Below are 21,410 nucleotides of genomic sequence, written 5' to 3'. Positions count from 1 at the left end.
CGGCTATCACTGGTCCCACTTTGTCTTTTAGCATAGACCCAGCATAGGTTGATCGCTTCTCCTCAGTTGGATGGAGACGATTCCAGCGATAAACATCCTGGGCTTCTAAACGAAGCTCTGAATAACTTGTCACACTCCAAATATCCGATGTCACTCCCCAATCATTTTTAAGTAACTCTGCAGCCCTAAGGACCTCACCCAGAATGGCTCCAGAGCCCATAAGTTGAACATGCTGTTCCTTTTTAGCTTTACCTGTGCTGGATAGTTGATACATCCCTTTGATGATCCCATTTTCTGCACCCTCGGGCATGGTGGGGTGTTTGTAGGGCTCATTTTCCAGGGTGATGTAGTAGAATTCATCGATCTGATCCTGCATCATGCGTCGCATACCATGCTGGATAATTACCGCTATCTCATAGGCATAGGCCGGATCATAAGCCCGACAGTTGGGAATCGTTGCAGCAGCCAACAGACTGTGTCCATCCTGGTGTTGGAGTCCTTCCCCATTCAGGGTGGTTCGACCGGCAGTAGCTCCCAGAAGAAAACCCCGAGCCCGAATATCACCGGCCAGCCAGAACAGATCACCCACTCGCTGAAATCCAAACATGGAATAATAAATATAGAAGGGCATCATGTTAACCCCGTGAGTACTATAGGAAGTGGCAGCCGAGACCCATGAACTGGTTGACCCGGCCTCAGTGATCCCTTCTTCCAGGATCTGACCCTTAATATCCTCACGATAATACAGGTATTGATCAGAATCAACCGGATCATAGAGCTGACCCACACTGGAATAGATTCCCAAACTGCGGAACAGGGCTTCCATCCCAAAAGTCCGGGCTTCATCCGGGACGATGGGAACGATCCGTTTACCCAGTGTTTTATCTTTGGTCAACATGGACAGAATGCGAACAAAGGCCATGGTGGTAGACTGGGTTCGATTGCCAGTCCCCTCCAATGCTGCTCGGAACGCACTCAGATCTGGTGTTTGCATAGGTTCTGCTGTTTCCCGGCGAACCGGAAAACTACCGCCAAGGGCTTCCCGTCGTGCTTTCAAATATTTTACTTCATCTGAATCCTCACCTGGTCGATAGAAGGGTGCCTTGGTTACATCCTCATCTGAAATGGGGATACCAAAGCGACTGCGAAAAGCTCTGAGTTCTTCATCATTCAATTTTTTCTGACCGTGAGTGATATTCTTACCTTCACCGGCCTCGCCCATTCCATATCCCTTCACAGTGCTTGTAAGAATTACGGTAGGTTGACCTGCATGTGTAACAGCTTCAGCGTAAGCCGCGTAGACTTTTGCAGGATCGTGACCACCCCGTTTCAGTTTTTCCAGATCCTTATCGCTGAGATGATTGACCATTTCAAGTAATTCTGGATATTTGCCGAAGAAATGCTCCCGGATATATGCGCCACCTTCAACGATATATTTAAGAATATCACCATCCACAACTTCTGCCATGCGTTTGGCAAGCAGACCCTCCTTGTCGTTGGCTAAAAGCGGATCCCATTCAGAACCCCAGATAACTTTGATCACATTCCAACCGGCACCTCGAAAAGAACCTTCCAGTTCCTGAACGATCTTGCTATTCCCACGAACCGGTCCATCCAGACGCTGCATATTGCAATTCACCACAAAAATGAGATTGTCCAGCTTTTCGCGTGAGGCCAAGGTGATGGCACCCAGTGATTCCGGTTCATCCATTTCACCATCACCCAGAAAAGCCCATATTTTGCGATCACTCCTGACGATCAGCTCACGGTTTTCCATGTAGCGCATGAAACGTGCCTGATAGATGGCCTGCAAAGGTCCCAGACCCATGGAGACTGTGGGGAATTGCCAGAAATTTGGCATGAGCCAGGGATGAGGATAAGATGACAGTCCGCCTGTTGGGGCAAGTTCACGACGAAAATTTGTCAGATGTTCTTCATTTATTCGCCCTTCGAGAAAGGCCCGGGCATAAATCCCAGGAGATCCATGACCCTGAAAGTAGACCAGGTCGCCCCCGAATTCATCTGTGGCCGACCGAAAAAAATGATTGAAACCGATCTCCAACAGGGTTGCCGAAGAAGCAAAGGTGGAGATATGGCCACCAATACCATCACTCACTTTATTGGCTCGCACTACCATGGCCATGGCATTCCAACGTATGATGGATTTGATCCGACGCTCGATCGCACGATCACCAGGAAATTGGGGTTGCTGAGAGACCGGAATGGTATTCAAATATGATGTATTGGGGCTATAGGGCAGTCGCACACCATTACGACGGGCATAATCGATCAGTTCATTAACCAGAAAATGGGCCCGATTAACCCCCTCCTCCTGGAATACAGCAGCTAAAGAATCCAGCCATTCACTGGTTTCCTGGGGATCAGTATCATGCTGAATATTTTTACTGGACATCGTTTACCTCGATAAATTTTGTTGCTTAAGCAGGAATGATAATTGGGGAAATAGTTCGGAATAACTCATACTAACGTGACCATAATAGTCATAAATCATCGGAAGGCAACATCAATCGCCAATATTTGCTGATTTGTGGAGGTCCGCATAGCATGCTGATGACAAGTTTATCATTGGGAGTATTTTGTTCCATTTATTATACCAACTGGCTCCACGGCATTAGTCAGTTTTTTTTCGTTTTCTGAAGATAGATCTGATTGTCACTTTGCGTTTCTTGCGACGCGAGAAATAATTCAGGGGATTCACACCGACCGCCATGCTTCTGAGAACTGACTTTTTTTCACGATCAGAGTCGTCCTGGCGAGGTGTGAATTTTTCAATGGCTTTCTCAATGACCGTGCGGGTGGGATTAATGGCATATTTTGAAAAATCAATGGCCTTTTGTTTGGCAATATCATTGAGTTGGTGTTTGATATATTTGATCGGTTCATCCACAATAGCGCGAGTAGTATCCAAGATCATTTTAGGCTCAGGAGAAAGATCTTTTGTGGATTGAATATAGGTTAATCTACAATAATTTTCAGTAATCAAGGAGATGCGCGTCAGCAGGACGGCATTAGTAAAACCACCAGCAATGGAAGCCATCACCTTATCGAAAAAGGGGATACTTTTAAGCGTATCAGACCCCAGCTTGGAAATTAATTCCTCGACAGCAAATTCGACCCCCTCAGAGCCACCAATGGCAACGGAGTAATAGACCTGCTTCATGATCTGCCACAGATCCCGGCCAGTTGCCCGTCCTGTATAAATTGTAAATATCTCTTTTACCAGATTAAGGTTGGCCGAGAAAATAAGGATGGCATCTATAAAGCCATATTGTGAAACTGCAGTGCTGTAAAAGAGGTGAACTATGTATTTGCGCCGTATCTCATCCGCTCGTTTGGATAATTCAGCACTGGTTTGTTCATAGCGTTCCAATGCTGATCCAAATTTGGGGTGTTCAAACTCGATCTTTTTAAGATAGGGGTTTTTTTGAGCCAACTGGAGACGCCGCTCAATGAGATCGAGTTCTTTTTTCCGTTTGCGAACCGGCCCAGGATCACCACTCACCCGACTGATCTTATAAACAGGGATCAGCACAAAGTAGGCAAGCACTGCTATAAGGATAACCAGCACGAAGTATCCCAGATAGGGGTTCGCTGAAGATGCTAAAACATAGAAGGCGAGCATCTCTCTCAAAATGAGGTAGATGAATAGAACTAAAATGAACAGGGCGAGTCGTTTGAGCATTTTCATAGGTTAAAAAATAGTCTGCACCGGGAGTAATACCAATTGGTATAAAAGGTTTCTAAAATCAGTTTAACCTGATTTTACTGTCTCAGTATTCCAAACAATCCTTCAATCAGTATAGTGGCTCAGGAAAGGACCGTATTCTTGATCAATACCCAGGGTGTGGTTAAGCAGCCAATCAGCCAAAAAGTTCAATAGCTCGTCAAGTGAGATCGCATCCTTTTTTATCACTTTCTCCTGGTATACCTGAACCTGTTTTAAAAGATCAGCATGCTCACGTTCATGTTCTGGCAATCCATCAAAACCGAAGTGCCTCATCAAGGATTCTTCTGCAGTAAAATGGAAAATGGTATACTGAACCAACTGATCCAGGGTTCGCTTGATCACAGCATGATCACTCCGGTTATCTCTGGCAATGATCAGCGTATTGATCATCTCGAACAAGATCTTGTGATGCTGATCAAACTCACGGATACCGACACTGAATCGATCTTCCCAAACCAATAATTGCATGATTATTCCTCCCTCTCGAAAATCTTGACATTACTGTGACGGAGTGTAACCGCCGGGATTAATTGTTTCGTGGTTTTTTAAATTTCGCTAATTCAATAAGATGCACTGAAACAGCACTCCTGATACAAGCTTTTCCAGGCTCCCGAAAACAATAAATAATCCTGCGTCTACTTTCCTGACCTATATTGGCTGGGCAACTAATAAGCGCCCTTGTATTGAATCATCTGATCCCTGCAATGGCGACAGAATAACCAAACACAAAAAAGCATTCCCGGTTTCATCCTTAAAACTGACCTCTTCATGCTGGCAAATTGCCAATGGATCACCATCGAGCAAAACGGTGCCATCCGCCTGATCATTTAAAAGAGTTGTTATCAATCGCTTTTTCGCAAGCTTACGCTTAAGTCCGAAAATATCTTCAGCCTTCTTGTTAAACTCAATTATGTGTCCTTCCAGATCATAAGTGATCATGATAAATATTGTGCTATTAATGATATTCCGGACATCCTGAAGCGCCTTTTTGATCCGCTTGTCCTGAGCATGACGATATAATGATGTCTCAATTACAATTCGAAGATCGCGATCATTAAAGGGCTTGATCAAATAGCCAAATGGTTCTGTGATCTTGGCTCGATCAAAGAGGATCTCATCTTCATGAGCTGTGAGGTAGATGATGGGGACATGCTGAAGATCAATGATCTTCTGAGCGGTTTCTATTCCATCCTCACTTCCCTTCAACATGATATCCATGAGTACCAGATCCGGTTTCAACATCTGCGATCGCTGCAGGGCTTGTTCGCAATTAACTGCATCACCCACTACTTCATAGCCCAGATAATCCAACTTGAACTGGATGAACTTCGACATCTGGATATCATCTTCAACAACCAGGATCCTCTTTTTCGAGGAGTTTACTATGGACTGATCATCATATTTTAACACTTACGACCTCCCTATTCGTACCTGGTTGATAGACCGTTTTTAATAAGCTGTTTCAGTTATGTAATGTTCCCCATAGGTCGGGGAAGTTACCAACCTCATTATCGACAGCTAAAACACAATCTTCATTAGTATTCATAAGACTTTCATATTTCATGCTGTGATATGTCTGGTGAAAATAATCATTTATTGAATCATTTCATTGCAAATCCTTTAAGATTTGGATTTACTTTCACGCTGATTCATCTGCCTATAAAAAACCAGGAGTCTATACATGCGATTTATTATACCATTCCTCAAATATCTTTTGCTGATCTTTGTCATGCTTTCCATCATTTCAGGCTGTGCGCATACCAAATCCAGAAAACAGTCCCTTGATATTCAGGAGATCATTGCGCAGGCAAATGCTGATTTTTACCTGGATCAGCGTCTGTGGTATCAAACGATCTCTGCTGAAGTTCAGGGAGAGACCATTATTCTCAAAGGGCATGCTTTCTTCAAGAGACCTGTATCTGGAATTATCAGAAAATTGAAAAAAGCAGGCTATAAATATGAAATTATCGATCAGGTGATCTACCTACCTGAACCATTTGAAGATGATCTGGCTTACGGTATTATCACCAAATCTTATGTCATGGGGCGTAAGCAACCAGTTGATGTCAAACAGGAAGGCACTGAAATGCTGTATGGTGAGCCTGTGCGGTTGATCCGCGATGCAGACCCCTATATTCAGGTTCAATCCTCAGTAGGATATTTGGGATATATTCCGAAAACGGCTCTGCGACCGGTAACTCTGAAAGAATGGAGTCAGTACCAGGTTGGCAAGCAAGCTGTTTTCACCCGGAAATTCAACCTTGACAGTGGGCTGGATATCCAAATGGGTTCGCGTCTCCCCTCCCTGGGTGATGATCATGTTCTGCTGGCCGACGGCTCTCAATTAAATATTTCACCGGCATATTACTCTGTGGTTGATCCTGCTTCAAATCCCTTACGAGCAGCTATTGTTGCCTCGGCTGAACAATATATGGGCTTGCCATACGTCTGGGGTGGCCGTTCTGCTGATGGAGTTGACTGTTCCGGTTTTGTCATGCAGAGCTATGCTTTGAATAACCTATACCTCCCCCGTGATACTGATGAGATGGCCAATCTCGGGCGCATTATCGGTTTGCCGGGTTGGACAGAGGCCATGCTTCCCGGTGACCTGCTCTTTTTCGAAGGAAGTCGGCGATTGGTAACCCACACAGCGATCTACCTGGGGAATAACAAAGTGATCCACAGTCTGGGTTCCGGGGTTCAGATCCAAAGTATGGATCCTGATCATCCCGACTATGCCAAGAACCTGACTCAACGCTTTATTTTTGCCAAACGCCTCTTTGAATAGGGTCACTATGAAATATTACAAACAACTGATAGTACTTTGCTTATCCCTTTTATTTCTGGGAGCATGCTCCTCCAACTCTGTCAAATATACGGTTATGACCTACAATATCCGGCATGGACTGGGAATGGATCGTGTGCTGGACCTGGAACGTACAGCTCGGGTTATTAGAGCAGTTGATCCGGATATCCTGATACTCAATGAAATGGATCATGGCACGGCCAGATCATTCGGTGTACTCCAGGCTGATAGTCTGGGGCTTGAGTTGAACATGCACTCAGTCTTTGGGCGTTCGATCGATTATGATGGCGGGCAATATGGGAACGCCTTACTTACAAAATATCCACTGATAAAATTTGAAGTGATCGATCTTTCGGTAGATAGTCTCCGCGAGGGGCGAAGTGTCTTTCTGGCACACCTGGATCTGGGGTCCGACACGCTGATCGTGATGGGTACGCATCTTGGTCTAGCACCAGAGGAACAGCAACACCAGGTGGCACGCATCCTCCAGGTTATTCCCGATTCTCCCAGGCTGATCCTGACTGGTGATTTCAATTTTGAACCAGACTCAGACCCATACACCCGAATAAATGAACACCTAACTGATGGAATTTTAAAGATTAAGGCCAACCCTGAAAAAACTTATCCGGCGGACAAGCCCGCAAGAAGGATCGACTATATCTTTGTTGGGGAGGACATCAAACCGGTTTCAAGTCAGGCGATACAGGCAATTGATCTGTCTACTGCTTCAGACCATTATCCTCAAGTACTGGAATTTATGATACGATAAAGGGGGTGATTATTGGTCTATGGACTGTAATCGCTTCTCAAATTCTGAAAGACCAGTTGCTGCCCCTTCAGAAGCTTGAACCGGCATTTCAGGGGCTGTCGGTTTTGACCTTGGCGTGCTAACGTTTAGGATATTATCCCGAGGGGTTGTTTGGATTCCCTGGAGCTTGCCCAGCATGGCTTTTACTTCTTCATTGAAATTGCTTACAGTAGTTTCCATGCGACGCATTAATTCATCCATGAGAACCTGGCCGTAATTCTTATCGATCCCATTCATGAGATGTCCAAGATTCTCTTTCAGGTATTTCATTCTACTCTCAGCGTTTGCAAAATCGATATCAGCCATCTTTCCTCCGGGGTCTCAAATAAAATAATTGCAAATTTAAAAGGTGGTACCAGTCAAAGCAAGGTGCATTCCTTGATGAAATTCGGGTTTATTCTCCGATTTGCACCCGGATGATCTTTTTATACCAATTATATCAATTGGATTTCAAAAACACATCATAAATTCAAAATATCAACCTACACTTTACGAGTTACGGGAGGCTATTTTCTGGGTTTGCTTTTACGGAAGTAGCGATTGAGCCAATCCCGTTGAAAATTCTCAAAGTTACCCTTTTCTATAGCACGTCGAATATCAGCCATGAGATCCTGATAAAAGGTCAAATTATGGATGGTCGCCAGCGTTCCGGCCAGAGGATCCTTGGTGAAGAACAGATATCGCAAGACCATACGCGAATAGGTCTGACAGGTATAACAGCGACAGGTGGTGTCCAGGGGATACTTATCCTTGCGAAAGGTTTTATCCATAATTCGCATTTTTCCCATCTTGGTAAATAAGGTGCCCTGCCGGCCGTAACGGGTGGGAATAACACAATCAAACATGTCTATTCCCCGGTTAACTGAGGCCAGGATATCTTCCGGCAAGCCAACCCCCATAAGATAGCGTGGTTTCATGGATGGCAACAATGGCGCAGTATAACCGACCACTTCCTTGAGCAAATCCAAGCCCTCACCCACGCTTACACCACCAATAGCGAACCCATCGAAGGGCAGATTGGTTATGCCGGCTGCACTCTGTCGGCGTAGAGATTGATAGATGCCACCCTGAACAATGCCAAACATGAATTGGTGATCCTGGAGGGGGACATCACGACTACGCTCTGCCCAGCGAGTGGTTCGTTCCACTGCTTTCTGGACATATTCCTGAGGAGCCTGATAATCCACACATTCATCAAAAGCCATGACAATATCAGAACCCAGGTCGCGTTGAATGGCCATGGACTGTTCAGGACCCAGGAATAACTTCTCACCATCCTCCTCAAATTGAAAGGAGACTCCTTTTTCCGTGATCTCACGTCCTTCCAGAGAAAAGACCTGAAAGCCACCGGAATCAGTCAAGATAGTTTGATCCCAACCCATGAAACGGTGGAGTCCTCCAGCTCGTTTCACAGTCTGTAAGCGTTCTCCAAGCGATAAATGATAGGTGTTTCCCAGAACGACCTGAGCACCAGATTCCACCACATCCCGCATGGGGGTCGAACGAACATATCCAGCAGTACCTACAGGCATAAACGCCGGTGTTTCTACCTTGCCGTGTTCTGTGAAAAACTGCCCACGTCGAGCGCCAGATGGGTCGGACCGTAATAATTTGAATTGGATATCTTTTTTGCTCATTGCGAATCCAGCCTCTCTAACAAATATTCATCTCTTTTTATCAACAATTGATCATCAAGTCTTCTGGATTCGATCTGAAGTAACACATCAGGTCTATCCAACTGCAGTTTCAAAACAAGATACTCAGTTGAAGCAGCATTGAGACCACAAAAATCACCTATGGACCCACCCGTAATTCTTCCAGCTTCATCATCAGCAAGTAACAACTCGCAGCCTTCCAAACGTTGATACACTCCGGAAGAATCCAGTTGGAAGATCACAACCAACACCTGTTCATCTTCAAAATCACTCACCTTTGCCCTCAGAAATATCAGTGAGTCTAACGATATCAATAACTCCTCAGATGCATCAGGATTAGGCCAATTAAAAATCTCAATTTTGTGTGTTTGATCGACAGGTGAATTGAGATCATGCAAACGGTACTCCCCTGGAACCATCTGATGAAGTCGCTCAGCCAGGCTATCTTCCTCAAACCAGCCTCTGAGTTGCAAGGTTTGATAAAATATAAACAGCATAAAAACCAGCGTCACCGTACTGATGATATAATAGAGGTTGAATTTTTTCATAGAATAAGGAGTCCTCTGTGGATCTCGATCAGGCAGGCAATTGAGCGATGATCATCCAGATATCTTCAACATAGTTTTCGCTAGAGTTGATCTTAAAACCGGTAGCCGTCAAATCTTCAATTACCTGACTCTGTAAGATACGATGATCCTGCCTTGGACCACGTTTTTGTTCAGACACAGGATCCCAGTCCAGCAACATGATCTTCCCTTCAGCTCTCAATACCCGTTTGATCTCTTTTAAATTTTTTCGAGGAGTTTTAAGCTCATGATAGAGCGAGATGACAACTGCTGCATCCACTGAGTCCGATTCCAGATCCATCTGGATCTCATCAACCTGTAAAACTTGAACATTATCAGGAGGGATGCGTCGATTAAGGAGCGTTAACATTTCCTCGGATGTATCTGCGGCGATAACCATGCCTTGTTCACCCATTCCCACAGCAGCCGGAAAAGTGAAAAAGCCATTTCCACAACCCAGATCCAGTATGGTGCAACCTGGTGGAATACCCAATCGTTGTAACAAAATATCTGGTTTCAGTTCTTGATAACGTTCCGGAGAGACCAATCTTTCGGCTCCCTCTGGATTAAATTTATGTGACATCTGAGGCTCCTGATTCAAAAAGTAGTTGGAGATCATTCTGCAGGATCTGACTGATCCTATAATCGGATTTAAAATTTTCCCAGACAATGGGCAGGACACCCACCCCTGTACTTGAGATAAATGCTTCATCCATAGTTTGAACTGCTTCTTTCAGGATCAGGCTTTCCCTGACCCGCAAACCACGTCTCCGGGCTAATTCCATGATGGTATCCCGAATAACACCAGGTAAAACGCCTAATTCCACTGCTGGTGTAAGCAGAATATCATCCTTAATAAAAAAGATATTCCGGATGGCGCATTCAGTGACATACCCATCCCGGTTAACAAAAACAGGTTCAAAGGCGCCAGCATTCTGGGCATCCTTCTTGGCTAGCATGTTGCCCAGGTAATTCCCAGACTTGATGGCCGGATGAAAGCGCAGAATGGGATAATCCTTCTCTTCAACAAAAATGACCTTCACTGGCCAATCCGGTGTGGGATTAATAGCCCGTCCGGAAAGATAGACTGCTGGATCTGATTGAGTGCTCCAGGGCGAGCCCTTACTTACTCCCCGGGTGATCATGATCCGAACCAACGCGTTACTGACCTGGTTTTTGGTGATAAAGGTTTGCAAAATATGAGGGATTTCTTCCAGGATCGATTCTGCTTCCATGTGAATCGTGCCCATCCCACTGAGCATCCGTGCCATATGCCTATCCAGGCGGAACGGATTACTTCGATTGATTCGAATGGTCTCAAACAGGCTGTCGCCATAAAGAAAGCCCTGGTCATTAAAAGGGATAACAGCCTGGTTTGACTCGATCCAGGTTCCGTTAGTGTAGATCAGCATTTAGGTTTTACCTGCATGCTGTAGAATAGCATGAATCAGGGTTGTGCAAAAGAGAATGAGTGGGACTAATTGAAATTAAAAATAGTGCTGGAAACAACAAAGGGTCCGAAGACCCTTCATTGTATGACACCCACTTTGGGGGTCTGTTACTTGCGCACAACCCGTGCATTTATGATATCTCCCAGAACTTCGCCACCATCTGAGAGTACCACTGAAACGTTGGGGTCATCGCTGCTATTAATGAGTTTAACTCCTGTTTGTTGAGATTTCATTTTTCATGGTGACCTGTATACACAAGTAATGTGCCAGGCTCTGATGATAATACTATAACATTCTGTATCTATTATATATATAGGTATTAATAAGGACTCTGTTCTCCACCTGAAATGGGGCTATGGCCATCATATCGATATGTTGATATATCAGTCTAATATAGCTGTTGCTGCATTATTAAAAAGAGTAGTGACCTAAAAATTCCAGGAAGCTCCAAAGAGTTCGGGAATAACTTCCTGATCCAGCAGGGCTGTGAATGTTAAGGGTGCTGTATTTTTCAGATAAGCTTTCATTGACTCTATTTCGACTGGGGGTATCTGGTAACGACTGATAAATTTAATCGTGAGGGTTTCTGCAGGGCCTGTTTGTCGTGGGAGGGATTCTGTCAACAGTTGACGCACCAGCAAGTCATTAGGGTTCAATATCTGTACCTGAATTCCTCGCTGCTTGAAACACTCACGGAATACCTGAGTCTGGTAACCGTAGTGTGTGCATCCGAGGAAAGCATGCAGTGAGACCGGATGATGATCAAAATGCGCCAGGGCTTGATCCACATATCCATCCAAAAGATCACGGCAGGCTGTTCCGCTGGCATCATTTGAAATGGCATGGGCCAATCCTGGACAAGATTGAGACACAATTTTTGCAGATCGTGCATTGATCGATCGACTGTAAGTATCAGCTTCAACAGTAGTTTCTGTGGCAAAGATGATCAAGCTGTGATCTGATCCACGTTCAATGGCCGTATTACACTGGGTCACGCCAGCATCCACGATCCCCCTGACTTTCACCAGTTCTTGTTTAGCAAATTCAGTATCGGCGTAGATCACACTGAGTGTATTGCAAGCGATTGCAATTTCATCAGGCGCGAATCGTTCATAGCTTGCAGTTAGAAACCGATTGAACAAAGTGATACGCTCGGCTTGAGTTTTGAGCGAATTGTAACCTAACCGATCATCCGGTGTGGCATTAACATAAAGTAACTCGATCTCGGAATCGGGAACATCCCGGGTAATGGCCTGTTCTAGGCCAGCACACACCGATAATCCGCCTAAACCGGAATCTGTGATCATCATTTTCAAAGATATTCAATCCTTATCATAATACCCTGTCATGATATCCCGCAAAACTGGAATATGGTGTTCCCTCAACTCCAGCATACCATGTGAGGGGATTTCATAGGTGATGATGGGAAGACCCTGCTCTGCACACCAGGAGCCGAATGACCCCGGCGTTGAATAACCCACATCAGGGACCAATTCCAGCTGAGTTCTGATGGCAATATCTTTGGCGACTGCTGAAGCCAGGGGATCATCAATGCAACCCAGGAAGCCATGCAGGGAAATAATCAACTCAGGTCTTTGGGAAGCAATCAGATTCAGTATTGCTTTGGTTTCAGATTCGGAACCCGGCTGAATACCTGGGCTCAAAGCAATATTTTGGGGTCGATCCCAATGATTGCGATAATAGACCGGATCAGACTTCCAATTGTCTGCGGGAAAATTCCGATTCAGATCCACACCTCTGGCATTACAGCGCGTTCCTGCCAGCACTCCATCTGGATTGGCTGTAAGGATCACGGCAGTCTTCAGATCAGACGGATCCACCGACCTTAAACACTGAGAGAGTAAAACTGAAGTGAGATTTTCGTCCCCATGAATGGATCCCAGGATCAAAATTTCAGGTGCAATGCTCTGTGGTTCGAAGATGAGGAGATCAATGCCATTTTCACTTTTACCGAACATGCGGGAAGGGTGACACAGTTCCCCGGTTTCATCAAGTGGAAAAGTCATCGTTAATTACAGAAAATGATCAGGCTTCTACTGATATCGCTTCAGCCGATGAGGCTTGGGAGGATTCGGGTTCGATGCAGGGTAATTGAAAATAAAAGACACTGCCCCCTGTTTCACCATCGTGATAGCCAACTTCACCACCATGCTGTTCGATGATCATGCGGGATACAGCCAACCCAAGTCCGGTTCCAATACTTTCTTTGGATTTGCCAGATTCAAACTGAGCATACTTATCAAATATCAATTTCTGTTGATTCAATTCCACACCAGGGCCGTCATCGGTTACGCTAAAATAAAGATATCCTAGATTCCCTTTTTGATGTTTATGCATTTCCACCAGGATATTCGCGCCCCTGGGGGTATGTTGAATAGCATTGCTAACAAAATTAGTGATCACCTGTTCAATTTTCCGACCGTCACAGTAGCATAGCGGTAATCCATCTTTGATATCCATTTTTAGCGTTGTTTCTCGCTGGCTGGCTACAGGTTGCAGCATTTGCATGGAGGAAACAACGATGGTTTTTAACGGAATTTTGGCTTTGCTCAAAACCATTTTGCCAGCTTCAAATTTTGAAAGATCCAGCATTTCGTTTACCAATTGAAGCATTTTCTGGCTGGTTTCGCGAATAGTAATAGCAATTTCACGAATGCGATCATAGGGTTTTTCACCCATTTTCAGCAATTCAGCAAAGCCAAACACAGAGGTGAGAGGGCTACGTAGATCATGCACCAACATGGCAATAAAATCTGCCTTGATCCGTAAAATGTGTTCCATTTTCTCCTGTTCAGCTTGTCGGATCAAACGACTTCGATAAAAAATGAAGGCAATTACAATCAACATTAACACGATGGTAAAGGCCAGGACGATCCACATGTCAGTGAACTGTCTTTTAAATTCCAGCTCTTTAATCAATGCCGATGCTTTAAACTCGTCCAGTTCATTTTCACGTTTGTCCAGCTCATATCGAACCTCCAGCTCAGCAGTCCTACGGTTATTCTGCTGGTGATTTAATCGGTCATTGGTCAGTAACAGTGCTTTCTGATATTGCAGGGCTTTATCCAATCGTCCAAATTGAGCATAGGTTTCGGTGAGGAGAAGATTGGCGTGTTTCACAGTAAGTAGATCATTGACGTTTTGGGCAATATTTAAGCCTGAGAGCATGGCCTGAATAGCTTTTCTCCGATAGCCAGCCCGGGCTTGAAGCTCTCCTATCTGGAGCCAGATCTCTGCTGAAACGGAAGCTTCACCGGCCGCCTCTGCAATTTGTTGTCCATCTTCATAATAGCGCAGGGCTTCTGGTGCATCACCGGCTTCTTGATAGATCTTGCCCACATCACTCAGAGCTAAAGCGATCTCACCTTGACTGCCACTTTTTTGCTTCATTTCCAAAGCATCCAGAAAATATTTCTGGGCAGCGTTAAGTTGAAATTGATGGTAGTAAAGTTCTCCCAAGCTTGTATAAAGCTCAGCCAATAATTTCTGCGACAAGTGCTCATCTGCAATACGCACGGCTCGTTCCAGATGCTCCTTGGCTTGGTCATAACGATGTAAGGTCATCAAAGTCTGAGCAAGTCGATTTTCACTGGTCAACACGCCATGATAATCCTTGATCTTTTCATTGATAACCAGGGCACGTTCATAGAAGCGACGCGCTTTTTCAGTCTGCCCCCACTGCGAATAAACATCACCGATGGCCAGAACGGTACGAGCGAGTTCTTCCTCTGCGTGGAGATCCTCAAAGATCATCAAGGAACGTAAATAATAATCCAGACTTTGATCAGTCTGATTTAAGGAACTATAGGTAGAACCGATTATTCTCAAAGTGATGGCAATATTTCTTACGTCGGACAACAGTTCAAATTCACTAAGCGCCAGGGTTGCATGGTCCAATGCATTTCGATAGTCCTGAATGTGGTTGTAATAATTGGTCAAGTTGGTATGGGCAATAGCCATTCCATACTTGTCATAGAGAGATGTAGAAAGATCCAAAGCCAGATTGGCATATCGCTGACTTTTTTGCCATTCTGAACCAGAATGGACTTTGGACAAACGATTTAAAAGATCAACTGTATCTCCCTCATTGGTACTGCGCAATTGTTGTTTTAGGCTATCAATTTCAATCGATTGTTCAGCAATAAGTCCAGAGACCAGCAAGGTTAAAGACAATAATACTATCAATCTGAACAGACCATTTAGGATCATGATATCTCCAACATCTTTTCATCAGCCTTAATTTCTTGGGCTTGAATTGTCACCGCTTGATCAGCATCAATCTAGTCAAATTATCAGGTGGTGTCAAACGGTAGCTGGCATTTCTTTGGATAAGCTGGATAACATTGACGGCCTCGCAAAAAGTACCTCTCGCACGTCTACGCTCTACAAGCTTCGCCGCACAGGCAGAGCGCGCAGAGCGTTGTATTGAGTTCATCGAAATGACGCAAAGTGCTGATATATAAGGATTTAGGATTATTCACTATATATGGTTGTATTTAATGGTTTTAGGGCACATTTCATGAATTCTCAGATACTTTTTGCGGCTTTGTTAACATTAAAAAAAAGCCTGAAAATATTTATACGGAACCACCAGAGAATATGGTGCTGACCCTGCAATTTATTTGGAAACAAATGACCAATGAATATATTTGCTAACCTATGAATAAAGCCATATACCTGTTACTCCTCTGGACGCTTGATCTGTCTGCGCAAGGGGTTATCGCAGAGATTAAACTGAAAACAAAAAATTTGGATGATATTCCTCAACAAGCTGTTGCTCAATTGGCTGATGATATTGACTACTACATTGAGAATACTCAGTGGACCTTTGATGACCTGCCTACCGACTTTACCATTCAGGCCACCATCTACCTGGACAGTTATACTGAATCCGGTTATCAAAAAATATATACTGGCAAAGCTTTCTGGGGAAATGGTGACGACCAGAAATATTTTGATAAGAGCTGGCAATTTGCCTTTAATCAGGGAGATGCCTTGATCCACTCCCGATCTTTTAACGCTCTTTCTTCCTTCATTGACTACTGGGTGTTGACCATTTTAGGCGGAGACCTGGATACCTGGAACCAGTTCGGAGGAAGTCAACTTTACACTGAAGCCAGGCAGGTGGCTCAATTGGGGACTGGAAATTCCTTCTCTTTAGGGTGGAAAGACCGGCTGGAGGATATTGAGAAGCTTAGTCGGAATCAAGATTTCCGGAAAATGAAATATGCTTATTATGAAGCTATTGACCAGTGGGATTCCGGTCAAAAGAAGGCTGCCCTCAGAACATTGACCAACTTTATCAACAATTTGGAGGTCAGTATCAAACGCCAGGAATCGCGGATATTCACGCAGAACTTTCTGAACGCTAAATATCAGGAATTAGGTGATTTTATCTGGGAAGTGGGTGACCTCTCTCTATTGCAACGCTTGATGAAAGTAGATGAGGATCATCGCGAGCACTACAACGCTATCCTGGCTGACTGGTAGAATTACTCCGGTTACTCCCACCACTTCTCCCGAAAATGTTTATCCTGAATACTTCGCGCTTGAAATTGCGTCAGATTCATCTCAGTGATGCAGATTTCATGCTCGAGTTATTAAGTTCACCCAGTTGGAAAGAGTATATCGGTGATCGGAAGGTTAATTCAATTGCCGAAGCAGAGGCATACATTCTATCGAAGGTGATTCCAAGCTATGAAAAATTTGGTTTTGGCTTTTATATGATAATTACTCGAGCTGATCAAACCAGAATTGGTATATGTGGCCTGATCCGGCGAGCTGGACTAGAAGATGCAGATATTGGTTTTGCCTTGTTACCCGCATTTGAAGGACGGGGGTTCGCCCTGGAGGCCGCCCAGGCAATGCTGGATTACGGGATCAAGGTTCATGCCCTGGAGCGGATAGTGGCCATAACGGTTAACCACAATCGTCGATCCATCACCCTTCTGGAAAAACTGGGGATGAACTATGAAAAAATGATTAAACTACCGGACGATAATGAGCCGCTAATGCTCTATAGCAATAAATTGAAAAAACAGGGTGAGGTGCACAATGAAAATTTTTCATCAATTAATAATTCTCAGTTTACTGATCAATGTCTTGAGTTGCAGTGAAACTCAATCTGATGAAGTCTGGTTAGCCCAATTGCCCAAACCCTGGACACTCAGCCAGGCGCAAATGGATGAGTTTTTGCCTCAATTTCAACAGCGTTTTCCTGATTTTCAAACTCGCCTTAAAAATCTGGCCCTCTGGCGAGTAGGCACCCCCTATGAGATCTTCAAGTTGGGAGAAGGAGTGGAGCCTGATCTTGATCCTATTATTCGTTATGATGTATCAGATTGCACGGGACACAATCTGACGACATTGGCTGCTGCAAGGAGTAACTCCTGGGATGAAGCACTAGGTAATATGATTGAGATCCATTATAAACCGGACTCTACCGGCACCCGACAACCCAGCTACTTATCACGCTGGCACTATACCGTGGATCGGATCACGATGAACCCGAATACGGTGGACATTACCCAAACGCTACTGCCACTTTCAGCTCTGGATTCTGTGAACATCACCCTCAATCAAAAAGAAAGTGGTGAAGAATTCCTGGATTTGAACTGGAAGCGTAATTTGACTGCCACCTATATTCCAAACAATCAGATAACTGCAGATCTGTTAGCAACATTACCGGCCATCGTTGGGGTTACCTTCGTGAAGCCCAAATATTTCAAGCTGGGGATTGTCATGGGACACGAAGGAATGATCATCGATGGCAAATACCTGCTGCACGCCTCGCAGAGTGCTGGCAAAACTGTCAAATTGGACTTCCTCGACTACTATTTCCCAGATGATGGTGCCTTCTTTGGCGGGATCATGATCTTCGAGTTTAAAGAAAAGGGTTAGTGCCTTTTAACCACACATCAGTAACCCACGACTTAAGTCGTGGGCTTCCTGTAACTTATGCAACAGATCACCAAATCAATCGCCACCAGTAACCACAGCCAGTTCCTGAACATTACTGGTCTGGTTAAGGAAGCAGTGGCTGAAAGCGGAATCAGGTCAGGAGTTGTTACTGTATTTGTCGCCCACACCACTGCTGGTATAACTATTAATGAGAATGCCGACCCCGATGTTACCAGAGACATGCTGAATCTGCTGGATAGAATGGTTCCCTGGAACGACCCGGACTATCGTCATTTTGAAGGAAATACGGCTGCTCACATGAAAGCTTCCTTAATGGGTAATTCAACCGAGGTGATCATCGAAGAAGGACGCCTTCAGTTAGGAACCTGGCAGGGTATTTATTTTTGTGAATTTGATGGACCCCGACAGCGCAAGGTTCAGCTCAAAATCATGGGAAGCTGAGCTGTAGGTTTACCAGGGAAGCCGGTTTCTGAATAGATCCTCTGAGAACTGCTGTCCGCTTTCGGGGTGTTTTAGTGAGCGCATCAACACAAAATTATATAAGAGGGGGTTGTTCAACTGAATTTCTTCCAGTGCTGACAGGCTCTCGTCATCTAAATAACCAAGATAACTAAGAGCAGTATTGTTGTTCAAAATATCAACCGCTGGTAGTGGGTAGTCACTCCCATAAAGCAGACGTGAATGAAGATCAGTTCTGGACAACATCACTTTTAACGGTTCGCCGATCTGATTGATAAGGGTCATTGCAGAAATATCAGCGAAAAGCAAACCTTCATATTGAGGATCATCAAAAAGTCGCATAAACAACTTGAAATTATCCATTTTAGCCTGTTTTGGATCATCCAAATCCACGGATTTCCCAGCGACTGCACAATGAGCCACAATAACCTTGACCCCGGCTTTCAATGCGCTTCGAAGTAACAACGGATTCCCCAGATGTTGGCGTCCCTGAGAGGCAATCGCCTGTTCTGTACCAGCATGGCTAAGTAACACCATGTTTAAACGCCGCATGGCCGCGTAAAACGGATCGCATAATGCTGATGATGGATCAATTCCCATGGCATTGGGAATCCATTTTACTACATGAACCCCCTGGGTGGCCCATTTTTCCAGTTCAAGGACTGCATCTTTTCGGTAAGGATGAATTGAGACAGCGGGCTGGATACGATCTGGATATTGATGCCATAGATCCACAATATATTGATTGGGAATATATATCTCAGTCTCAGCTTGATCCACTGCTCCATTTTCCAGATAATGCCTATCCAAAGCCAAACCTAAGATCTGAAAATGAACCGGAATTCTCACGATCTGGTAGATAAGTTGTTCCAGATATTCTTCATCTGCCCTGGTTTTATCAACCACACCTGCGGCATCTAAAAAATAGTTGAAGCGGGTTAGCTTAAAGGGATGGATCATTGATTGCATATCGGTGTGAATTTCAATACCGCTGTTGCTATTCCCCAAACCCACAATGTGCACATGATTGTCAACAAGAGTATCCCCTGCAAATGGAGCAAAAGCATCCTGGATGAATGATTTTGCCTGGGGACTCAATTCCAATTGGGTCTCTTTGGATGGTTCAGGCTGACAACCCGATATGATCAGAATAAATAAAAAGCTGGTGAAAAATAGTCTGGTTAGCATAGGTATAAAATAATAAGGGAGTACCGGTTTGGCACTCCCTTAATAAACCGCAAGAATGTTTTACAGTTTGGTTTCTGCAACTACACCAGCAACATGATCGGCGGTCACTTTCAAGGCTGCTTTTTCAGCGTCGGTCAATTCAACTTCGATGATCTTTTCAATACCACCTGCTCCAATAACACAAGGGACACCGATAAATAAACCATCAATATCATATTCACCTTCACAGAGAGCTGCACTGGGAATAATACGTTTCGTATCCTTCAGATATGCATCAGCCATATCGAGAGCTGACTGGGCAGGGCTAAAGAAAGCAGAACCGTTGCCAAGCAGTTTGACAATTTCACCACCGGCCATCCGGGTTCTCTTTTCAATTGCATCAAGAGCATCCTGATCCAGCAATTCTGTAACTGGTACGCCACCTACAGTAGCAAGACGGGTCAGGGGAACCATGGTATCCCCATGTCCACCCAAAACGAGGCAGGAAACATCTTTGGTTGAATAACCGGTCTCCATGGCAATAAATGCTTTAAAACGTGAGGAATCTAAAGCTCCGGCCATGCCGATAATTTTGTTCTTTGAAAAACCGGAGACCTTGTAAAAGGCATACACGATGGCATCCAGTGGATTGGAAACAACAATCACAAAAGCGTTGGGAGCGTATTTTTTAACATTCTCAGCAACATTAGAAATGATCTTCAGGTTGATATCCAGCAAGTCATCTCGGGACATACCGGGTTTCCGGGGAACACCAGCAGTAATGATCACAACATCAGAATCAGCAATATCAGCAAAATTGCTGGTGCCAGTAATATTTACGTCATAGCCTTGTAATGGACGCATTTCCATGAGATCCAGAGCCTTGCCTTTAACAGGACCTTCAAAATCAGGAATATCAAGAATAACAACATCGCCCATTTCTTTCTGGGTTGCAATCAGGGCTAAAATTTGACCAATCTGTCCACCACCAATAAGGGATATTTTTTTTCTACTCATTTTTGTAACTCCTTTTATCTAATTAGATATAAAAATCATTTATTGATAAAGTTCAATTCCCATGCCACAGTAAAGAACTTGCGCAAACACTGTCAATATCACTTGTCTGCTCAGCTATACTGCACAAGCTCATTATTATTGAAGATCATCTTGGATTTATCAATTGATCGGCCATTAGCGATCATCCTTGATCTGTTTGCCGCCCTGAATGATTGTTTCCCATATCTGTTTTATAACAGAGGCCGGCAAGCGTCCGGCTGATTCCTCGATCAGTCTCTGAATTAATTCCTGCTCACGATCAGGGGTGAATAAGGGTAGTTCAGCCTCCAATTTCAAACGCCGGATATTGATGGTTTCGGCGACCCGCTTCTGGATCAGCTCCAGAATACGTGCGTCCAGCTCATCTATCTTATCACGGTGTTCTGCTATTCTATCGGTCATGTAAATCAATATAGCCTGAAAGCTGACTTTCCGGGATATTATTTGCATGTCAAACCATCCTGAAGAGGATGATGAAAATGAAGGTTATGACCTGCATCATTATTTTTTTAAGGCTCATCGTCATAATGCGTACCTGGATACAATCATTGAGATTGGGGGTCAATAAAATATTCTGGGGTATAAAGGTATAAGGGTTATAGAGGCTGTGTGAGAAGAAGTACAACGCTTACCCCATGCTTTAGCTTGGGGGTATGATAACCTACTATTACCTAGGGCTTTAGCCCCGTATTGTTGGGCTAAAGCCCTCCTTTTTTAAGGTTTTTATTACCCCCAGGCTGAAGCCTGGGGTA

At 44.4% G+C, this 21,410-nt stretch carries 22 protein-coding genes; 6 read left to right on the top strand and 16 right to left on the bottom strand.

Annotation, left to right across the window (positions count from 1 at the left end):
* The 4 genes from aceE to U9Q77_01175 all read right to left on the bottom strand — a co-directional run.
* The coding region (aceE, locus tag U9Q77_01190) for a pyruvate dehydrogenase (acetyl-transferring), homodimeric type (protein MEA3285977.1) at nt 1-2,413 on the bottom strand (2,413 nt) is incomplete at its 3' end.
* 219 nt (nt 2,414-2,632) lie between these two features.
* Nucleotides 2,633-3,703, bottom strand: a complete 1,071-nt coding sequence (locus U9Q77_01185) for a DUF697 domain-containing protein (GenBank protein MEA3285976.1) — start codon at nt 3,701-3,703, stop codon at nt 2,633-2,635.
* Between the two features lie 108 nt (nt 3,704-3,811).
* Entirely contained in the window at nt 3,812-4,216 is a 405-nt protein-coding gene (locus U9Q77_01180; protein MEA3285975.1) for a bacteriohemerythrin, read from the bottom strand.
* Nucleotides 4,217-4,396: 180 nt separating this feature from the next.
* Nucleotides 4,397-5,158 carry a response regulator gene (locus tag U9Q77_01175; GenBank protein MEA3285974.1) on the bottom strand — a complete coding sequence of 254 codons (762 nt, stop codon included), beginning with the start codon at nt 5,156-5,158 and terminating at the stop codon, nt 4,397-4,399.
* Nucleotides 5,159-5,429: 271 nt separating this feature from the next.
* Between U9Q77_01175 and U9Q77_01170 the strand changes: the two genes are divergently transcribed.
* The gene (locus U9Q77_01170; protein ID MEA3285973.1) at nt 5,430-6,536 is read left to right on the top strand and encodes an NlpC/P60 family protein; all 1,107 of its coding nucleotides are present in this window, start codon (nt 5,430-5,432) and stop codon (nt 6,534-6,536) included.
* A gap of 7 nt (nt 6,537-6,543) precedes the next feature.
* Nucleotides 6,544-7,323 carry an endonuclease/exonuclease/phosphatase family protein gene (locus tag U9Q77_01165; GenBank protein MEA3285972.1) on the top strand — a complete coding sequence of 260 codons (780 nt, stop codon included), beginning with the start codon at nt 6,544-6,546 and terminating at the stop codon, nt 7,321-7,323.
* Between the two features lie 9 nt (nt 7,324-7,332).
* On the opposite strand, the gene U9Q77_01160 is transcribed toward U9Q77_01165, so the two are convergent.
* The 9 genes from U9Q77_01160 to U9Q77_01120 all read right to left on the bottom strand — a co-directional run bounded on the left by U9Q77_01160 (nt 7,333) and on the right by U9Q77_01120 (nt 15,264).
* Nucleotides 7,333-7,668, bottom strand: a complete 336-nt coding sequence (locus tag U9Q77_01160) for a hypothetical protein (GenBank protein MEA3285971.1) — start codon at nt 7,666-7,668, stop codon at nt 7,333-7,335.
* A gap of 200 nt (nt 7,669-7,868) precedes the next feature.
* Entirely contained in the window at nt 7,869-8,999 is a 1,131-nt protein-coding gene (gene tgt / locus U9Q77_01155) for a tRNA guanosine(34) transglycosylase Tgt (protein ID MEA3285970.1), read from the bottom strand.
* Nucleotides 8,996-9,565, bottom strand: coding sequence for a hypothetical protein (locus U9Q77_01150; GenBank protein ID MEA3285969.1), 570 nt, complete (start codon nt 9,563-9,565; stop codon nt 8,996-8,998). The genes tgt and U9Q77_01150 overlap by 4 nt, the downstream gene beginning before the upstream one ends.
* A gap of 28 nt (nt 9,566-9,593) precedes the next feature.
* The gene (locus tag U9Q77_01145) at nt 9,594-10,166 is read right to left on the bottom strand and encodes a methyltransferase domain-containing protein (GenBank protein MEA3285968.1); all 573 of its coding nucleotides are present in this window, start codon (nt 10,164-10,166) and stop codon (nt 9,594-9,596) included.
* A complete protein-coding gene (locus U9Q77_01140) occupies nt 10,156-10,995 on the bottom strand; it encodes an aminotransferase class IV (GenBank protein MEA3285967.1) in 840 nt (279 codons plus the stop codon). The genes U9Q77_01145 and U9Q77_01140 overlap by 11 nt, the downstream gene beginning before the upstream one ends.
* A 146-nt stretch (nt 10,996-11,141) precedes the next feature.
* Nucleotides 11,142-11,267 carry a hypothetical protein gene (locus tag U9Q77_01135; GenBank protein ID MEA3285966.1) on the bottom strand — a complete coding sequence of 42 codons (126 nt, stop codon included), beginning with the start codon at nt 11,265-11,267 and terminating at the stop codon, nt 11,142-11,144.
* 195 nt (nt 11,268-11,462) lie between these two features.
* The gene (locus U9Q77_01130) at nt 11,463-12,350 is read right to left on the bottom strand and encodes a hypothetical protein (GenBank protein ID MEA3285965.1); all 888 of its coding nucleotides are present in this window, start codon (nt 12,348-12,350) and stop codon (nt 11,463-11,465) included.
* Between the two features lie 6 nt (nt 12,351-12,356).
* Nucleotides 12,357-13,061, bottom strand: a complete 705-nt coding sequence (gene mpaA / locus U9Q77_01125; protein ID MEA3285964.1) for a murein tripeptide amidase MpaA — start codon at nt 13,059-13,061, stop codon at nt 12,357-12,359.
* A 19-nt stretch (nt 13,062-13,080) separates the two neighbouring features.
* Nucleotides 13,081-15,264 (bottom strand): tetratricopeptide repeat protein, encoded by a 2,184-nt coding sequence (locus U9Q77_01120; protein ID MEA3285963.1) that lies wholly within the window; start codon nt 15,262-15,264, stop codon nt 13,081-13,083.
* A 450-nt stretch (nt 15,265-15,714) separates the two neighbouring features.
* Between U9Q77_01120 and U9Q77_01115 the strand changes: the two genes are divergently transcribed.
* The 4 genes from U9Q77_01115 to U9Q77_01100 are packed head-to-tail and all read left to right on the top strand — an operon-like array spanning nt 15,715 to nt 18,417.
* Entirely contained in the window at nt 15,715-16,545 is an 831-nt protein-coding gene (locus U9Q77_01115) for a DUF4835 family protein (GenBank protein MEA3285962.1), read from the top strand.
* A 35-nt stretch (nt 16,546-16,580) separates the two neighbouring features.
* Entirely contained in the window at nt 16,581-17,171 is a 591-nt protein-coding gene (locus tag U9Q77_01110) for a GNAT family N-acetyltransferase (GenBank protein ID MEA3285961.1), read from the top strand.
* A complete protein-coding gene (locus U9Q77_01105) occupies nt 17,110-17,955 on the top strand; it encodes a DUF1460 domain-containing protein (protein MEA3285960.1) in 846 nt (281 codons plus the stop codon). The genes U9Q77_01110 and U9Q77_01105 overlap by 62 nt, the downstream gene beginning before the upstream one ends.
* 57 nt (nt 17,956-18,012) lie before the next feature.
* Nucleotides 18,013-18,417: a secondary thiamine-phosphate synthase enzyme YjbQ gene (locus U9Q77_01100; GenBank protein MEA3285959.1), complete on the top strand. Its 405-nt coding sequence runs from the start codon at nt 18,013-18,015 to the stop codon at nt 18,415-18,417.
* Between the two features lie 9 nt (nt 18,418-18,426).
* Here the strand turns inward: U9Q77_01100 and U9Q77_01095 are convergent, their stop codons facing one another.
* The 3 genes from U9Q77_01095 to U9Q77_01085 all read right to left on the bottom strand — a co-directional run bounded on the left by U9Q77_01095 (nt 18,427) and on the right by U9Q77_01085 (nt 21,108).
* Nucleotides 18,427-19,623, bottom strand: a complete 1,197-nt coding sequence (locus U9Q77_01095; GenBank protein MEA3285958.1) for an amidohydrolase family protein — start codon at nt 19,621-19,623, stop codon at nt 18,427-18,429.
* Nucleotides 19,624-19,683: 60 nt separating this feature from the next.
* Nucleotides 19,684-20,619 (bottom strand): malate dehydrogenase, encoded by a 936-nt coding sequence (mdh, locus tag U9Q77_01090; GenBank protein ID MEA3285957.1) that lies wholly within the window; start codon nt 20,617-20,619, stop codon nt 19,684-19,686.
* A 174-nt stretch (nt 20,620-20,793) separates the two neighbouring features.
* Complete coding sequence (locus U9Q77_01085; protein ID MEA3285956.1) at nt 20,794-21,108, bottom strand: chorismate mutase; 315 nt, start codon at nt 21,106-21,108, stop codon at nt 20,794-20,796.
* Nucleotides 21,109-21,410: the final 302 nt, after the last annotated feature.

This window comes from Candidatus Neomarinimicrobiota bacterium (assembly GCA_034716895.1).
Taxonomy (GTDB): Bacteria; Fidelibacterota; UBA8477; order UBA8477; family JABMPR01; genus JABMPR01.
This window is presented reverse-complemented; position numbering and strand designations above follow the sequence as displayed.

Coding starts and splice junctions, on each gene's coding strand:
- U9Q77_01110 (MEA3285961.1), top strand. CDS start 16,581: ATGTTTATCCTGAATACTTCGCGCTTGAAATTGCGTCAGATTCATCTC.
- U9Q77_01100 (MEA3285959.1), top strand. CDS start 18,013: ATGCAACAGATCACCAAATCAATCGCCACCAGTAACCACAGCCAGTTC.
- U9Q77_01185 (MEA3285976.1), bottom strand. CDS start 3,703: ATGCTCAAACGACTCGCCCTGTTCATTTTAGTTCTATTCATCTACCTC.
- U9Q77_01115 (MEA3285962.1), top strand. CDS start 15,715: ATGAATAAAGCCATATACCTGTTACTCCTCTGGACGCTTGATCTGTCT.
- U9Q77_01095 (MEA3285958.1), bottom strand. CDS start 19,623: ATGCTAACCAGACTATTTTTCACCAGCTTTTTATTTATTCTGATCATA.
- U9Q77_01150 (MEA3285969.1), bottom strand. CDS start 9,565: ATGAAAAAATTCAACCTCTATTATATCATCAGTACGGTGACGCTGGTT.
- U9Q77_01085 (MEA3285956.1), bottom strand. CDS start 21,108: ATGCAAATAATATCCCGGAAAGTCAGCTTTCAGGCTATATTGATTTAC.
- U9Q77_01105 (MEA3285960.1), top strand. CDS start 17,110: ATGAAAATTTTTCATCAATTAATAATTCTCAGTTTACTGATCAATGTC.
- U9Q77_01160 (MEA3285971.1), bottom strand. CDS start 7,668: ATGGCTGATATCGATTTTGCAAACGCTGAGAGTAGAATGAAATACCTG.
- U9Q77_01180 (MEA3285975.1), bottom strand. CDS start 4,216: ATGCAATTATTGGTTTGGGAAGATCGATTCAGTGTCGGTATCCGTGAG.
- U9Q77_01135 (MEA3285966.1), bottom strand. CDS start 11,267: ATGAAATCTCAACAAACAGGAGTTAAACTCATTAATAGCAGCGATGAC.
- U9Q77_01140 (MEA3285967.1), bottom strand. CDS start 10,995: ATGCTGATCTACACTAACGGAACCTGGATCGAGTCAAACCAGGCTGTT.
- tgt (MEA3285970.1), bottom strand. CDS start 8,999: ATGAGCAAAAAAGATATCCAATTCAAATTATTACGGTCCGACCCATCT.
- U9Q77_01145 (MEA3285968.1), bottom strand. CDS start 10,166: ATGTCACATAAATTTAATCCAGAGGGAGCCGAAAGATTGGTCTCTCCG.
- mpaA (MEA3285964.1), bottom strand. CDS start 13,061: ATGACTTTTCCACTTGATGAAACCGGGGAACTGTGTCACCCTTCCCGC.
- U9Q77_01120 (MEA3285963.1), bottom strand. CDS start 15,264: ATGATCCTAAATGGTCTGTTCAGATTGATAGTATTATTGTCTTTAACC.
- U9Q77_01170 (MEA3285973.1), top strand. CDS start 5,430: ATGCGATTTATTATACCATTCCTCAAATATCTTTTGCTGATCTTTGTC.
- U9Q77_01165 (MEA3285972.1), top strand. CDS start 6,544: ATGAAATATTACAAACAACTGATAGTACTTTGCTTATCCCTTTTATTT.
- mdh (MEA3285957.1), bottom strand. CDS start 20,619: ATGAGTAGAAAAAAAATATCCCTTATTGGTGGTGGACAGATTGGTCAA.